Below are 14457 nucleotides of genomic sequence, written 5' to 3' on the forward strand. Positions count from 1 at the left end.
GTGACCGGGGAGTGTATCCGCCCGGCTCGTGACGGCACGGTGGACGGTCGCATACGGCGCCGACACAGCCAAGTCGAGCACAATGCCGGCATGGATTTTCCTCAGATCGCCTTCCTGCTGATACTGGGCGCAGCACTGTATCTGTTCATCAGCGAGCGCCTGCGGGTCGACGTGACCGCCATGTTGACCCTGCTGGCGCTGGTCTTGACCGGCGTGCTCGACGCCAAACAGGCCTTGTCGGGCTTCGCCAGCGAGCCGGCGATCATCGTCGCGGCGGTGTTCGTGATCTCCGGCGGCCTGGCCGCGACCGGCATCACCGAGCGCCTGGGCCAGTGGATCGGCGACGCCTCCGGCAAAAGCGAGAGCCGCGCGATCGCGGTGACCATGCCCGCGGTGGCGGCGCTGTCCTCGTTCACCCACCACGTCATGGTCACGGCGATGATGCTGCCGATCCTGACCCGCTTCGCCAAGGCGCGCGGGCTGTCGGTGTCGCGCCTGCTCATGCCGATGTCGTTCGCGGCGTCGCTGGGCACCACCCTGACCCTGGTCAGCGCGCCGGCCTTCCTGCTCGCCGACAACCTCATCGAACGCACTGGCGCACCGGGCCTGGGCATTTTCTCGATCACCCCGATCGGCCTGGCCCTGGTCGGGCTGGGCGTGGTCTATATGCTCGCCACGCGCTGGCTGTTGCCCAAGCGCAGCGGCGAGCACGGCGACGACGGCTATCTGCGCCTGGACCGTTATCGCACCGAGCTGTTGATCGTCGAAGGCTCGCGATGGAGCACGCGCCCGCTGGCCGAGTTGCAGAAAGCCCTCGGCGACCGCTTCGTCCTGACCGGTTGGCTGCGCGACGGCCAACGCCGCCAGGACCTCGGCCCGAGCAGTCCGCTGATCAGCGGCGACATCCTGCTGGTCGAAGCTTCGGCCGACGCCTTCGCCTCGCTGCACGACGACAGCGGGCTCGATCTGAATGCGATCGCGCGCTTCGGCGACAGCGTCACCGGCCACGGCGACGGCGAGCCGCAGCTGGTCCAGGCAGTGGTCGCGCCGGGCTCGGAATTCATCGGACGCAGCGTGCGCGAACTCGATTTCGCGCGCCGCTTCCAAGCCGTCATCGCCGGCCTGTGGCGCCGCCAGGGCGCGGTCGCGCCGCGCCTGTCGGACGCACGCCTGCGCGAAGGCGACCTGTTGGTGCTGTGGGGCCGGCCCTCGCGGTTCGCCGAGCTGGCCGCGCACCACGGCTTCCTGATGCTGGTGCCGTTCGCCGGCGAAGCGCGCCGCCGCATCCGCGCGCCGCTGGCGCTGGCGATCCTTGCCGCGACCGTGATCGCCGCGGCCACCGAATGGCTGCCGGCGTCGCTCGCCTTCCTGTTGGGCGCCGTGGCGATGGTCGCCACGCGCTGCGTCGACGTCGAACAGGCGTATCGCGAGATCGACGTGCGCATCTTCGTGATGATCGCCGGGGTGATCCCGCTCGGCGTGGCGATGGAACAGACCGGGACCGCGCAATTGCTCGCGCAGGGTCTGTTGCACGTGGTCGCGGGCTGGTCGCCGCTGGCGATCCTGCTGGTGATGTTCGCCTCCGCCGCCTTGCTGACCCAGATCCTTTCCGACGCCGCCACCACCGTACTGCTCGGCCCGATCGCGATTTCGCTGGCGCAATCGCTGGGTCTGCCGCCGACGCCGTTCGTGGTCTGCACCGCGCTCGGCGCGGTGGCCGCTTTCCTGACCCCGATCGGCCATCACGGCAATCTGTTGATCCTCGGGCCGGGCCAATACCGCTTCAACGACTTCCTGCGCATCGGTTTGCCGCTGACCATCATGGTCGCCCTGATCAGCGCCTGGATGGCGCGCTGGCTGTGGCTCGACGGGCCGTTGTGGCCGTTGTCGTCCTGACGGCGGCGGTGCGTTCGCCGGCGCATCCTTCGGCTGCGTTTCGACGATGCGCCACGGCCTCGCAGGCCGGCGGCCACATCGCAATCGCCATGGGCGGCCCGCTCGCGCTCGAAGGGTAGGGAATTTCCTACGCCACGTTCGGCGATCCACTGAGAGCAATCGGTCACAGCTTGCCTCAACTTACCCAGGCCCCGGCAGCGCGACGAGTGCGTTGGCAAGGAAGCCGCTCAGCAAAGGATCGGTCGCCGCCTTGAGCAAGCGGTCCAGCTGGGCCGGGGCCCTTCTTCCTTTCGATTCCTCCGAATCCAGGCGCGGTCATGCGTTACACGGTGCAACTGAGCGAATCCGATTACCAAGGCCGTCGCCTTTCCTGCGACGTCGCCGACGAATGCTTCAACGATGCCATCCAGGCCTCGCAAGCGGCCAAGACCGAGGCCTTCCACCTGACCGTGCAGCTCGGCCTGCCGGTCGCCATCCGCATCTTCGAAGACAGCCGCATCTACCTGTCGCACATCATGCCGGCGCCGCGGCGCTGAGGGTGGGCGTCGCGACTCGCGTCGCTAATACCCTGAAGCAGCAGATCGTCTCGGAGTTTCGAAGCCTCCTGTAGGAGCTGCGCAAGCTGCGACCGCGGGCCTGCGGCCAGCTGCGCAGGTGCGGGCGACTGCGCGGTCGCGACTTACGTCGCTCCTACCCTGAAGCAGCAGATCGTCTCGGAGCTTCGAAGCCTCTTGTAGGAGCTGCGCAAGCTGCGACTGCGGGCCTTCGGCCAGCCGCGCAGACACGGGCAACTATCCGGTCGCGACTTGCGTCGCTCCTACCCTTCAAGATCGCCTCGAAAGCCCGAAGCCTCTTGTAGGAGCTGCGCAAGCTGCGACCACGAACCTACGGCCAGCGGCGCAGGTACGGGCGACTGCGCGGTCGCGACTTGCGTCGCTCCTACCCTGAAGCAGCAGATCGCCTCGAAGCTTCGAAGCCTCTTGTAGGAGCTGCGCAAGCTGCGACCGCGGGCCTTCGGCCACCGGCGCAAACACGGGCGACTGCGCGGTCGCGACTCGCGTCGCTCCTACCCTGAAGCAGCAGATCGTCTCGGAGTTTCGAAGCCTCCTGTAGGAGCTGCGCAAGCTGCGACCGCGAACCCGACGCCACGACGAAGATACGGGTCGAATCCCCCATCTGCCGCATGCGATTCGTTACCCGCCTGCACTGCCGTCTCGTCATCGAAGGCATCGCGCACGCGCACGAACACGCGCGCACCCACACACACACGCCACGCGCACCGCACGCGACACGCCACACACTCTGACGCGCATCTCAATTCGCATACGCGATACGCGTCGCCGCTGCTGCGCAGGTAGGGGGTCGTTACCCGAGCGCGTTCCCATCTATGGGGAGGGGCCGAAGAAGACGAGCCGCCGCCTGCGACGAATCGTCTTCGGGGCATGCACGACCTCTGCCGCAATGCACGACACCGCTTCGCGACTGCGTTCGCGCGGCGGCTCTTGGCTGGTCTTTTCTTATTTCGATCTACGACTCGGAGAAACCGCATGTCCATGAAACAACGTGTCCTGACCGCTTCGATCCTGCTGGCGGTGACCGGCACCACCGCGACCGCGCTGGTCACCGCGCAGCACTACCGCGATGCCGGCAAGGCATCGGCGCAGGCCGGCGGCAACGCCGCGAACGCATCGGCGACGGCATCGGCCAAGACGGCCGCTGCCGCGCGCACGCCGGGCTTCGCACTGGCGCCGACCGTCTCCGGCGCCACGTCCGGCGCACAACTCGCCCAGCATCCGGCGGTGGCGCGCGCACGCGAACAGCTGCTCGCGCAGAAGCTGCGCGGCGCCGCGGCGCAGGCCGACCGCGAGGCGATCGACGCCGAGCAATACCTGCCGCGCGACGTCATCGTCGAAGCCGACGGCAGCGAGCACGTGCGTTTCAATCGCGATTACCAGGGCCTGCCGGTGATCGGCGGCGACCTGGTCACGCACATGAAGGACGGCCTGTTGACCTCGGTCAGCAAGACCCTGGACCTCAAGCTCGGCCAGGGCGGCGCCAAGGCGCCGAAACTGTCGGTGGCGCAGGCGGTGACCGACGCCGGCGTGCATTTCGCCGGCCGTTTCATGGATAAGCCGACCTCGCGCGTGGTGTATTTCGCCAAGGACAACCAGCCGAAACTCGCGTATGAAGTGACCTTCCGCGGCCTCAACAAGGCCGATCGCCCGGTCCACGACATGATCTATGTCGATGCCGACAACGGCGCTTTGCTCGGCCGCGACAGCAAGATCTATAGCGCCGAAGCGGCGCAGGGCGAAGGCTTCACCATCACCCGCGGCAAGGTCGCGATCTCGACCAGCAAGGTCGGCGCCGAGGAAAGCGACGGCCGCGGCGCGGGCTATCTGCTACGCGACGACAAGCGCGGCGGCGGCACCTTGCACAACACCGGCGGCACGGTGGTCGATCTGTATTTCGGCGGCGGCGATTTCACCGCACCGCCGATGTTCGACAAGGACAACGTCTGGGGCAACGAGCAGATGTCCAACATCGAGCGCACCGGCGTGGAAGCCCACTACGGCGTGTCCAAGACCTGGGACTACTACAAGAAGCTGTACGACCGCGTCGGCATCTTCGGCGACAGCAAGGGCGTGGAAAGCTTCGTCAACGTGACCTTCTCGATCTTCTACTTCATCGACGCCGGCGGCACCAACGCGTTCTGGGACGGCGAGGCCAAGCGCATGGTCTACGGCAACGGCGACTACGGCATTTCCAATCCGGTGGTCGCGCTCGACGTCGCCGGCCACGAGATGTCGCACGGCGTGACCCAGGCGACCTCGAACCTGGCCTATGCCGGCGACGCCGGCGGCCTCAACGAAGCCACCTCCGACATCCACGGCACCCTGGTCGAGTTCTTCGACAACAGCCCGAAAGATCCGCCGGATTACCTGATCGGCGAGAACGTCATGCTCGACGGCACGCCGCTGCGCTACATGTTCAAGCCCAGCCTCGACGTCGCCGAAGACGGCAGCGGCTCCTTCGATTGCTACCCGGCCGGCGGCTTCACCGACGAAGACCCGCACTACACCTCCGGCGTCGGCAACCACTTCTTCTATTTGCTTGCCGAAGGGCAGAAGGTGCCGAAGTCGCATCGCAAGACCCTGCTGCCGGCCGACCTGGTCTGCAACGGCGCGACCGGGCTCAAGGGCATCACCCCGAACACCGCCGGCCAGATCTGGTACCGCGCCAACACCTTGTACCTGACCTCGCAGTCGTCCTACCCGCAGGCGCGCGAAGCCACCCAGACCGCGGCCCAGGACCTGGTCGACAAGGGTCTGCTGAAGGCCAGCGTGGTGAAGTCGGTGGCCTGCGCCTGGGAAGCGGTCAACGTCTCGCTGCCGGAAGGCTCGACCGGCCTGCGCTGCAAGGGCTGATCCGCGCCGCTTCGGTTGAGTAGTCCAGCTTCGTAGTGGTTACGGCCTCCGTCGCGCGAAAGCGCGGCGGGGGCCGTTTTAGTTCGACCTTGCCGAGTCGCGAGACGGACCGATCAGGCGGTGCGGCCGCTCACTCCGCGCTCGGCGGCACCGCGAAATACACGCCTTCGAGACTGCCGTTGTGACCGCAGTAGTCGGGACCGAGCAACGCTTTGCCGCCCGCATCCAGCGCCTGCACGCGCAAGGCCGCGCCTTCGCGGGTCAGCTTCAGGGAACTGCGCTCGCCGCCCTCGACCTGCACGGTCAATGCCGCGCCGACGCTGCGCCCGCTGCCGCTGGCATCGCAGAGCCAGCGGCCATCGAGCGGATGCGCGGCATTCGCCTCGACTTTCAAACGGCCGGCACCGTCGTCGACCACGTCGATGCCGCCGGCGAGGTTACGCCAGCTGCCGACCAGTCCGGCCGGCGGCTGCGCACGTATCTGCGACAACGTGCGCGCGCGGTCATCGAGCAAAGCCTGGAGCGACTGCGTCCGGTTCGCCGCGCTGGCATTGTCGTAGGCCGCGTCGCGCACGCCGATGAACCAGCGTTGGTCCTCGCGCAGTCCGCTCGCGGCTTTGGAATCGAGCGATTTGCGCAAGCGCTCGTAAGCGCGCCCGACCGCGGCGTCGGCACCGGCCAGGCCGTCGTTTCTGCAGATCGCTTTCTCGACAGCGCTGGCGGCCTTGGCGCAATCGAAAGAGGGTTGCGCCGAAGCGGGTGGGGCAGCGAACGCCGATGCCGAAGCCATGAGCGTTACGGCGAGCACTGCGGAAGAGACGAGGGCGGGTGACGTCACGGCGATGGGGTCCTGGGTTGCACTGGGGTGGGATATTGGGGAATCGACGACGGCATCGACACGGGCGTCGCGCAAGCCATCGGCCTTTGCGGACACAGCTTGCTCGCGAATGCCGTCGTTCTCCAGCGGCTGCATTGGATTCGCGCTGTGCGATGACCTCAACGACGGCGTGCCGTCGGTTCGCGGTCATACGATCGGCTGGTGCACGAACAGATGTTCGTCGATGAAGTCCAGGAACACCCGCAGCTTCGGCGAGATATGCCGGTGCGCCGGCCACAGCGCCCAGAACTGCCCGCGCTGGGTCTCGAAGCCGGGCAGCACGCGCCGCAACTGTCCACAGGCGAGCCGGTCGCGGACCAGGAAATCCACGGTGTAGACGATGCCCAGCCCGTGCACCGCGGCCAGCACCGCCGCTTCGCTGTTGTTGCAGATCAACGCCGGCGGCAGGTGCGGCGGCGCTTCGCCGGGTTCGAGCCGCAGCGACCATTCCTGCACCTTGCCGCTGTTGGCGAAGCGGAAGTGGATGCAGTCGTGCGCTTCCAGGTCGGCCGGCAGGCGCGGTTCGCCGCGCCGCGCGAGGTAGTCGGGCGAGGCGCACAACATGAAGCAGAACGGGCCGAGCCGGCGCGCGCGCAGCCGCGAGTCGGGCATGTCGCCGCTGCGGATCACCACGTCGAAACCGCCGTCGATCACGTCGACCAGCTGGTCGTCGAAATCCAGCTCCAGCTCGACCTCGGGATAACGCGCGCGGAATTCGCCCAGCACCGGCACCAGGAAGCGATAGCCCGCGGTCGGCAGGCCCACCCGCAAGCGTCCGCGCGGCGCCTGCATCGCATGGGTCAACATCGCTTCGGCTTCGTCGAGTTCGTCGAGCAAGGGCCGGCAGCGCTCGTAGAACATGCGGCCCTCTTCGGTCAGACGCACGTTGCGGGTGTTGCGCTGGAGCAGGCGCACGCCGAGTTGCTGTTCGAGCTTGGCCACGCTCTTGCCGACCGCCGAGGCGGACACGCCGATCTGGCGCCCGGCGGCGACGAAACTGCGGGTCTCGGCGGTGCGGACGAAGGCGAGCAGGCTGCCGAGCTTGTCCATGGGGCGGTCCGGTGGCGGCAATTACGGACAATTGTTCCATAAAGCACGGATCGGAGCGGTGTTTTTCTGCGATTGCGGCGCTTCTACCCTGGCGGCCTGCCCCCTCGCGCGACTCACCCATGCCCCCTTCCGACCCCGCGGCCGACGCCTCCGGCCGCCTCGACCGTTTCCTGATCCTCGGCGCCGTGTGCCTGGCCGGGCTGGTGTTGCCGCTGAGCTTCACCGGCCCGCCGGTGGCGATTCCGGCCATCGCCGCCGAACTCGGCGGCAGCCCGGTCGCGCTGAACTGGATGACCAACGCCTTCATGCTGGCCTTCGGCAGTTGCCTGATGGCGGCCGGCACGCTCGCCGACACCTATGGCCGCAAGCGCATCTTCGCCATCGGCATCGTGTCCTATGCGGTGGTGTCGCTGCTGTTGGCGCTGGCGCCGAACCTGGCGACGCTCAATGCCCTGCGCATCGTCCAGGGCATCGCCGCCGCACTCGCCCTGGCCGGCGGCAACGCCGCGCTGTCGCAGGAGTTCCACGGCCCCGGACGCATCCGCGCCTTCAGTCTGCTGGGGACGAGTTTCGGCCTCGGCCTGGCGTTCGGACCCAGCCTTGCCGGCTGGCTGGTGCAGGCGCAGGGCTGGCGCGCGGTGTTCCTGTCGAGCCTGGTGATCGCCGCGCTGGCCACCGTGTTCGGCCTGCCGCGCATGCGCGAGTCGCGCGATCCCGCCGCGACCGGCCTGGACTGGCGCGGCAGCCTCAGTTCGACGGCGATGCTCGCGCTGTTGACGGTCGGCGTACTGGAAGCGCCCGAGCGCGGCTGGAGCGATCCCTGGGTGCTCGCCGCTCTGGCCGGCGCGGCCTTGTTGCTGGCGCTGTTCGTGCGCGTGGAAACGCGGGCGGCGCGGCCGATGCTCGACCTCAGCCTGTTCCGCCTGCCGCGTTTCGTCGGCGCGCAGTTGCTGCCGATCGGCACCGGCCTGTGCTACCTGGTGTTGATCATCGTGCTGCCGGTGCGTTTGATCGGCATCCACGGCCACAGTGCGCTCGACGCCGGCCTGTTGATGATCGCCTTGTCGGCGCCGATGCTGGTGGTGCCGATCCTGGCCGCGGTGCTGAGCCATCGCATCGCCGCCGGCGCCTTATGCGGTGCCGGCCTGTCGCTCGCCGCCGTCGGCCTGGTCTGGCTCGGTGCGATCGCCGGCGACGCCTCGCCGGCGCAGTTGATCGCGCCGATGCTGTTGATCGGCACCGGTTCGGCCGTGCCCTGGGGCCTGATGGACGGGCTGGCGATCAGCGTGGTGCCGAAGGAACGCGCCGGCATGGCCGCTGGCGTGTTCGGCGCCAGCCGCGTGTCCGGCGAAGGCCTCGCCATCGCGGTCGCCGCCGCGGCCCTGGCCAGCCTGCTCAAGCTGCGTCTGCACAGCCTGGGCGCGGTCGACGGCCACGCCCTCGTCCAGGCGGCGCAACGCCTGGCCACCGGCGACGCCGCGCGCGCGCAGGCGCTGTTGCCCGCGCTCGACCCCGCCTTGCTGCTGCGCAGTTACGACGAGGCTTTCGCCTGGCTGATGTACGGCCTGGCCGGCGTCACCGCGGCGATCGCCTGGCTCGCCTATGTCTTGCTCGGCAACGCCTCGGCGCACGAGCCGGCGGCTGTGCCGGATGCGGCCGGCGAGGACATCGGTGCAGCGGCACCGGCGCGCGAAGCCGCGTGCTGAGTACGGCCGTGCCGCAGTATTCGCCGCCGATGCCGGCTCAGAACAATTCCAACTGCGGGGTCGGCTTGCGCGGGGCGACGAACTGGCTCGTGTCCAGGGCCGGCAGCCGCCCATAGCCGTGCTTGCGCCAGGCCTTGTGGAAACGCTGTCCGATCAGCTGCGCGAACGGGCCTTCGCCGCGCATGCGCTTGCCGAACGCGCTGTCGTAGTCCTTGCCGCCGCGCATCTGCTGGATCAGGCTCATCACGTGCGCGGCGCGGTCGGGGTAGTGCAGTTGCAGCCAATCGCGCCAGACCTGCTTGAGTTCGTGCGGCAGGCGCAGCAGCACATAGCCGGCCGCGCGCGCGCCGGCCTCGTGCGCGGCGGCGAGGATCTGCTCGAGCTCGCCGTCGTTGATCATCGGGATGGTCGGCGCGACCAGCACGCCGACCGGCACGCCGGCTTCGGCGAGGGTGCGCATGGCCTTGAGCCGCGAATGCGGCGCCGAGGCTCTCGGCTCCATCTTCGCCGAGAGCTGGTTGTCCAAGGTGGTGACCGAGAAATACACCGACACCAGGCGGCGCCGCGCCATCGAGGCCAGCACTTCGACGTCGCGCACGATCGAGGCGTTCTTGGTGATCATGCTGAAGGGATGCGAGCAGGCGTCCAGCACGTCCATGACGCCGCGGGTGATGCGGTAACGTCGCTCGATCGGCTGGTAGGCATCGGTGTTGATGCCAAGCGCGATTGGCGCGCACTGGTAGCCGGGGCGGGCGAGTTCGTTCTGCAGGCGTTCGGCGGCGTTGACCTTAGCGAACAGCCGGGTCTCGAAGTCCAGGCCCGGCGACAGTTCCAGGTAGGCATGCGAGGGCCGCGCGAAGCAGTACACGCAACCGTGTTCGCAGCCGCGATAAGGATTGACCGACTGGCTGAAGCCGATGTCGGGCGAATCGTTGCGGGTGATGATGCTGCGCGCGGTTTCCTCGCGCACCTGGGTGTCCGGGCGCGAGCTCGCATCGGCGTCTTCGTAGACCGAGCCCCAGCCGTCGTCCTCGCCCTGGACGGTGGTGACGGCGTAGCGGCCGGCCACGTACGACGCCGCACCGCGGCCCTTGAAGGCAGTCGGCTGGATCGAGAGTCGGGCTTTGCGCGCAGCGTCCATCCGCGCAGCCTACGCCGGCGCCGTCGCAGGTTTCGCGACGCCGCCGGATCGCTCGGTTCCGCTGCTGCGTCGCCTGCCGGCTGAATGCGCCAGGGAGCAGCCCGAGCGCCGCATTCCGTGCCGCGTGGTGCCCGCTGAGCGGCGCACCACGTTCGATGCCGGACTATTCGATCGCGAAGCTGGTGCTAACCGAGGCGCTGACGCTGATCTGGCCGACCGACAAAGTCTCGCCGTCGCCCGATTCGCCGCCGCCACTGTTCTGCATGACGTTCTGCACCATCTGGCCGCCGCTCATGCCATTGCCCCAACGGCTGCCGCTGCGCCACCAGCCGCCGGAGTACGACTCCGACACGTTCAGCGCCGGCCCGCGCCGCACACCGAGCTCGGCCGCCAGCGCATCGGCTTTTTCCTTCGCCGCCTGCACCGCCAGAGCGCGCGCGGCATCGCGGTGCTTGCGCAGCTGCGAGGTGCGGAATTCGATGCCGTGGATGTACTGCACGCCGCTCGACAGCAGCCCGGTCAGCACGTTCTCCAGGTCGCCGATGCGGCTCAGCTTGATGCCGATGCTTTTGCGCACGATGTAGATCTGCGGCTTGGTGAACGAATAGTCGGAGTGGTAGGTCGGCTCGATGCTGATGAAATCGGTCTGCACGTCCTTGTCGGGCACGCCGCTGCGCTTGAGAAACGCCAGCGCCTTGGCGACGTTCTCGTCGTTGCTGCGCTTGGCCTGGTCGAGCTGGGCATGCCGCGATTCGACGCCGACATCGAGCAGGATCAGGTCCGGCACGACCTTGACCTCGGCCGAACCCGATACGTTGATGCTGCGTTGTTCGGCCTCGGCGGCGAAGGCCGGCGACAAGGGCAGGGCGAGTAAAGCGGCGGCGATGAGGAACCGGTGAATCATGGGAATCCTTCCTGTGGTTCGGGCGGGCGATGCCGCATCCTACGTCGCCGGGTCGCGGCCGGTCTTTGCCGGCGTCGGCAGTCGCCGCCGCGCTGCGGCCGGCGCCCGGGCTATGCCGGCCCGGGCCGGCGGGCTAGCCTAGGCCCGCGCGGCCGTGCCGGCGGCGCCGCTGCATCGATGGAGTTCCGACACGTGCTGGATCTGTTGCCCGACCTTTGGCGAGACCTGCTCGCCATTCCCCACCTCGGCCTGTATCTGACGATCGGCTGGGCGGTGTATCTGCTCGGGCTGGGTTTCTGGATCGTGTTGCAGAAGCGCGAGCCGGTGGCGACGATCAGCTGGCTGATCAGCTTGGCCGCGCTGCCCTACATCGGCTTCCTGATCTATTACTTCTTCGGCCCGTTGCGCATCCACCGCCAGCGCCTGCGCCGGGTGCGCGCCCGCGCCTCGCTGCCGGCGCCGCCGGCGGGTCTGACCCCGTCGCCGGAAGCGATCGAACTGGCCAAGCTCGGCCAGGCCACCACCGGCCTGCCGCCGACCACCGCGACCGACGTGCGCCTGCTGATCGACGGCGGCGCCAAGTACGCCGCGTTGCTGGCCGACATCGCCCAGGCGCGCGAGCACATCCACCTGGAGTACTACATCTATCTGCCCGATCGCACCGGCACCGCGCTGCGCGATGCCTTGATCGAGCGCGCCCGGGCCGGGGTCAAGGTGCGGCTGTTGATGGACGCGGTCGGCTCCGGCCAGACCTCGCGGCGCTTCCTCAAGCCCTTGCTCGAAGCCGGCGCCGAAGTGGCCTGGTTCCATCCGATGAAGCTGCGCTGGTTCTGGCGCCGGCCGTGGCTGAACCTGCGCACCCACCGCAAGATCGTCGTCATCGACGGCTTGGTGGGCTACACCGGCGGCATCAACATCACCGACGAGGAAGACGAGCGCCTGCGCGAGGATGCCTACCGCGACCTGCATCTGCGCCTGGAAGGCGACGTGGTTCGCGAGCTCGAACTGGTCTTCACCGAGGACTGGTGCTACGCCACCGGCCAGCCGCCGCTGAAGATGCAACACCCGCCGCCGCAACCCGGGCGCGTGGCCTCGCAAGTCGTCAGTTCCGGGCCGGATTCGCCCTGGGAAGCCATCCACCGCGTCCACGTCGGCGCGATCCACGCCGCGCAGCGCAGGGTCTGGCTGGTCACGCCGTATTTCGTGCCGAGCGAGGCCGCACGCATGGCCCTGACCTCGGCCGCGCTCGGCGGGCTCGACGTGCGCCTGCTGGTGCCCAAGCTCAGCGACAGCCGCCTGGTGACGTATGCGGCGCGCTCCTACTTCGACGAATTGCTCGACGCCGGGGTGAAGATCCACGAGTACGGCCCGCGTATGCTGCACAGCAAGGCCCTGCTGTGCGACGACAAGATGGCGATCATCGGCAGCGCCAATTTCGATCACCGCAGCTTCCGCCTCAACTTCGAGATCTCGGTGATGTTCTACAACGAGCAGCTCGCCGGCGAGTTGGCGACCCTGATTCAGGAAGAGTGCTCGCGGGCCCCGCGGGTGCGCCCGGACCGTGAACGTTCGCTGTGGCGCGCGCGCCTCCCCGAGGCCCTGGCCCGGCTGGTTTCGCCGCTGCTCTAGCCGTTTGTGCCGCCGGTCGCATCCGCCGGCGCCCCCAGCTGCCGCCGCCGCGGGTGCGCGCTACACTCGGCCTGGACCCGGCCGGAACCCTCCGTACCGGCCCTCCAACGCCGATCCAGGCCGGCAGTTCCGTCTGGGGACCCGCCTATCCGGATCGGGATTTTTTCAGGGAGCACGCCGCAATGCCTTGGGTTTACCTGCTGCTGGCCGCCGCCGCCTTCGTGCTGGCGTTGAAAACCACCTCGCCGGGGATCCTGGCCGTCAGCCTGTTGGCCGCACTCGGCCTGATGATCGCCGGCGTGATGAGTCTGCTCGCACGGCGCCTGGACAACACCAGCCGCGACGTGTCCTCGATCGTCGACCCGATGGAACTGCGTCGCCTGCGCGAGCAGGCCGAGGCGCGCAAGCTCGCCGCTTCGTCGCAGTCGGAATCCTCGCCGAACTGAAGCTGCGCGACGCCGCCAGTCCGGCCGCGCCGGACCGCACGCAATCCGGCGGCATCGCCTAGCCGAATGCCCGACCACTCGCCGTGCCTGACGCGGCGCGCTACGCTTCGCGTCATGACCGCCCTCAGTGTCAACGTCAACAAGATCGCCGTGCTGCGCAATTCGCGCGGCGGCGGCGAGCCCGATGTGCGCCGCGCCGCGCAGGCCTGCCTCGATGCCGGCGCCCACGGCATCACCGTGCACCCGCGTCCCGACGCCCGCCATATCCGCGCCGACGATGTCTACGCACTCGCCGAACTGACCCGCAGCCGCGGCGTCGAATTCAACATCGAAGGCAATCCGTTCGCACCGCCGCGCGCAGGCTATCCCGGCCTGCAGGCCCTGTGCCGCGCGACGCTTCCGGCCCAGGTCACCCTGGTGCCCGACGGCGACGACCAGCTCACTTCCGACCACGGCTTCGATTTCGAACGCGACGGCGAGCGGCTGCGCCCCTTGATAGCCGAACTCGCCGAGCTCGGCTGCCGCGTCAGCCTGTTCGCCGACGCCGACCGCGACGGCATCGAGCGCGCCGCCGAACTCGGCGCCGCACGGGTCGAGCTCTACACGGGTCCTTATGCCGAAGCCTTCGACGGCGGCGACCTCGATACCGCGTTGCTGACCTTCGCCGCCGCCGCCCGCCGCGCGCAAGCCGCCGGCCTGGGCGTCAACGCCGGCCACGACCTCAGCCAGGCCAACCTCGGCGCCTTCCTGCGAGGGGTCCCGAATGTCCTGGAAGTGTCGATCGGCCATGCCCTGATCGGCGAGGCCTTGTATCAAGGTTTGGATGCGACGGTGCGCGGGTATCTGGATGTGATCGCGAAGGCGCGTTGAGCGGTTCGTAGTCTCGTAGCGGCGCGTGGGGAAGGCGCGGGGTGAGCCGCGACCGCGCTGCGAGGGTTCGCGGCGCCTCGCTAAAGCAAGATCAAGATCAAACGCCAAGAGCTTCCGCCACTAAAGCGGCGGGTTACTTTCTTTTGTCATAAGCAACAAAAGAAAGGTAACCAAAGAAAAATGCTTTTCTTTGAATCACAGGCCCGCACGATCGGTGCATACGCAGGGATTTTTCATACGGGACATCCCTGTCCCGATGGAAAACGGCCCGCATCCCTGCGGGCCGCCCTCCGGGTCTTCGATTGCCTTCGCTAGTGCGCGGCGCCGCACAGCAACGACACAGCAAAACCTTTAAGGCAACGGTAACTTCTGCTTAGCCGTTGCCGTTGCCGTTGCCGTTGCCGTTGCCGTTGCCGTTGCCGTTGCCGATATTTTGATCTGCTTTGCCGCTTTACCGGTCAAGTGGAGACCCGGAGGGCGGCGCACAGGACGTGCGCCGTTTTTCGATAA

The 14457-nt window shown here is 68.2% G+C and carries 11 protein-coding genes; 7 read left to right on the forward strand and 4 right to left on the reverse strand.

Going from position 1 to position 14457, the window contains the following annotated elements; all coding sequences use genetic code 11:
- Positions 1–90: 90 nt before the first annotated feature.
- The 3 genes from ACTJJK_RS11010 (at position 91) to ACTJJK_RS11020 (ending at position 5324) form a co-directional block, all read left to right on the forward strand.
- Entirely contained in the window at positions 91–1896 is a 1806-nt protein-coding gene (locus ACTJJK_RS11010; RefSeq protein WP_440730206.1) for an SLC13 family permease, read from the forward strand.
- Between the two features lie 317 nt (positions 1897–2213).
- The gene (locus tag ACTJJK_RS11015; RefSeq protein WP_057971064.1) at positions 2214–2432 is read left to right on the forward strand and encodes a hypothetical protein; all 219 of its coding nucleotides are present in this window, start codon (positions 2214–2216) and stop codon (positions 2430–2432) included.
- Positions 2433–3443: 1011 nt separating this feature from the next.
- A complete protein-coding gene (locus tag ACTJJK_RS11020) occupies positions 3444–5324 on the forward strand; it encodes a M4 family metallopeptidase (protein ID WP_440730207.1) in 1881 nt (626 codons plus the stop codon).
- A gap of 130 nt (positions 5325–5454) precedes the next feature.
- On the opposite strand, the gene ACTJJK_RS11025 is transcribed toward ACTJJK_RS11020, so the two are convergent.
- Both ACTJJK_RS11025 and ACTJJK_RS11030 read right to left on the reverse strand, forming a co-directional pair.
- On the reverse strand, positions 5455–6114 hold the full coding sequence (locus ACTJJK_RS11025) for a lysozyme inhibitor LprI family protein (protein WP_440730208.1): 660 nt from the start codon (positions 6112–6114) through the stop codon (positions 5455–5457).
- Between the two features lie 234 nt (positions 6115–6348).
- A complete protein-coding gene (locus ACTJJK_RS11030; RefSeq protein WP_223619150.1) occupies positions 6349–7251 on the reverse strand; it encodes a LysR family transcriptional regulator in 903 nt (300 codons plus the stop codon).
- A gap of 119 nt (positions 7252–7370) precedes the next feature.
- Here ACTJJK_RS11030 and ACTJJK_RS11035 point away from each other — a divergent pair, with 119 nt between their 5' ends.
- Positions 7371–8957, forward strand: coding sequence for an MFS transporter (locus ACTJJK_RS11035; protein WP_223619149.1), 1587 nt, complete (start codon positions 7371–7373; stop codon positions 8955–8957).
- A gap of 37 nt (positions 8958–8994) precedes the next feature.
- Here the strand turns inward: ACTJJK_RS11035 and ACTJJK_RS11040 are convergent, their stop codons facing one another.
- Positions 8995–10098, reverse strand: coding sequence for a PA0069 family radical SAM protein (locus tag ACTJJK_RS11040; RefSeq protein ID WP_440730209.1), 1104 nt, complete (start codon positions 10096–10098; stop codon positions 8995–8997).
- Between the two features lie 163 nt (positions 10099–10261).
- On the reverse strand, positions 10262–11002 hold the full coding sequence (locus ACTJJK_RS11045) for an SIMPL domain-containing protein (RefSeq protein ID WP_440730210.1): 741 nt from the start codon (positions 11000–11002) through the stop codon (positions 10262–10264).
- 177 nt (positions 11003–11179) lie between these two features.
- Here ACTJJK_RS11045 and cls point away from each other — a divergent pair, with 177 nt between their 5' ends.
- The 3 genes from cls (at position 11180) to ACTJJK_RS11060 (ending at position 13947) form a co-directional block, all read left to right on the forward strand.
- Positions 11180–12631, forward strand: coding sequence for a cardiolipin synthase (cls, locus tag ACTJJK_RS11050; protein WP_440730211.1), 1452 nt, complete (start codon positions 11180–11182; stop codon positions 12629–12631).
- 182 nt (positions 12632–12813) lie between these two features.
- On the forward strand, positions 12814–13077 hold the full coding sequence (locus tag ACTJJK_RS11055; protein ID WP_031374311.1) for a hypothetical protein: 264 nt from the start codon (positions 12814–12816) through the stop codon (positions 13075–13077).
- A 114-nt stretch (positions 13078–13191) separates the two neighbouring features.
- Positions 13192–13947: a pyridoxine 5'-phosphate synthase gene (locus ACTJJK_RS11060; protein WP_440730212.1), complete on the forward strand. Its 756-nt coding sequence runs from the start codon at positions 13192–13194 to the stop codon at positions 13945–13947.
- Positions 13948–14457: the final 510 nt, after the last annotated feature.

Source organism: Lysobacter sp. 22409, assembly GCF_052045105.1.
Taxonomy (GTDB): domain Bacteria; phylum Pseudomonadota; class Gammaproteobacteria; order Xanthomonadales; family Xanthomonadaceae; genus Lysobacter; species Lysobacter antibioticus_B.

Bases quoted from the DNA above. Each gene is read 5' to 3' on its own strand.
- ACTJJK_RS11045 (WP_440730210.1), bottom strand. From the start codon at position 11,002: ATGATTCACCGGTTCCTCATCGCCGCCGCTTTACTCGCCCTGCCCTTG.
- ACTJJK_RS11035 (WP_223619149.1), top strand. From the start codon at position 7,371: ATGCCCCCTTCCGACCCCGCGGCCGACGCCTCCGGCCGCCTCGACCGT.
- ACTJJK_RS11020 (WP_440730207.1), top strand. From the start codon at position 3,444: ATGTCCATGAAACAACGTGTCCTGACCGCTTCGATCCTGCTGGCGGTG.
- ACTJJK_RS11015 (WP_057971064.1), top strand. From the start codon at position 2,214: ATGCGTTACACGGTGCAACTGAGCGAATCCGATTACCAAGGCCGTCGC.
- cls (WP_440730211.1), top strand. From the start codon at position 11,180: ATGGAGTTCCGACACGTGCTGGATCTGTTGCCCGACCTTTGGCGAGAC.
- ACTJJK_RS11055 (WP_031374311.1), top strand. From the start codon at position 12,814: ATGCCTTGGGTTTACCTGCTGCTGGCCGCCGCCGCCTTCGTGCTGGCG.
- ACTJJK_RS11010 (WP_440730206.1), top strand. From the start codon at position 91: ATGGATTTTCCTCAGATCGCCTTCCTGCTGATACTGGGCGCAGCACTG.
- ACTJJK_RS11060 (WP_440730212.1), top strand. From the start codon at position 13,192: ATGACCGCCCTCAGTGTCAACGTCAACAAGATCGCCGTGCTGCGCAAT.
- ACTJJK_RS11030 (WP_223619150.1), bottom strand. From the start codon at position 7,251: ATGGACAAGCTCGGCAGCCTGCTCGCCTTCGTCCGCACCGCCGAGACC.
- ACTJJK_RS11025 (WP_440730208.1), bottom strand. From the start codon at position 6,114: ATGGCTTCGGCATCGGCGTTCGCTGCCCCACCCGCTTCGGCGCAACCC.
- ACTJJK_RS11040 (WP_440730209.1), bottom strand. From the start codon at position 10,098: ATGGACGCTGCGCGCAAAGCCCGACTCTCGATCCAGCCGACTGCCTTC.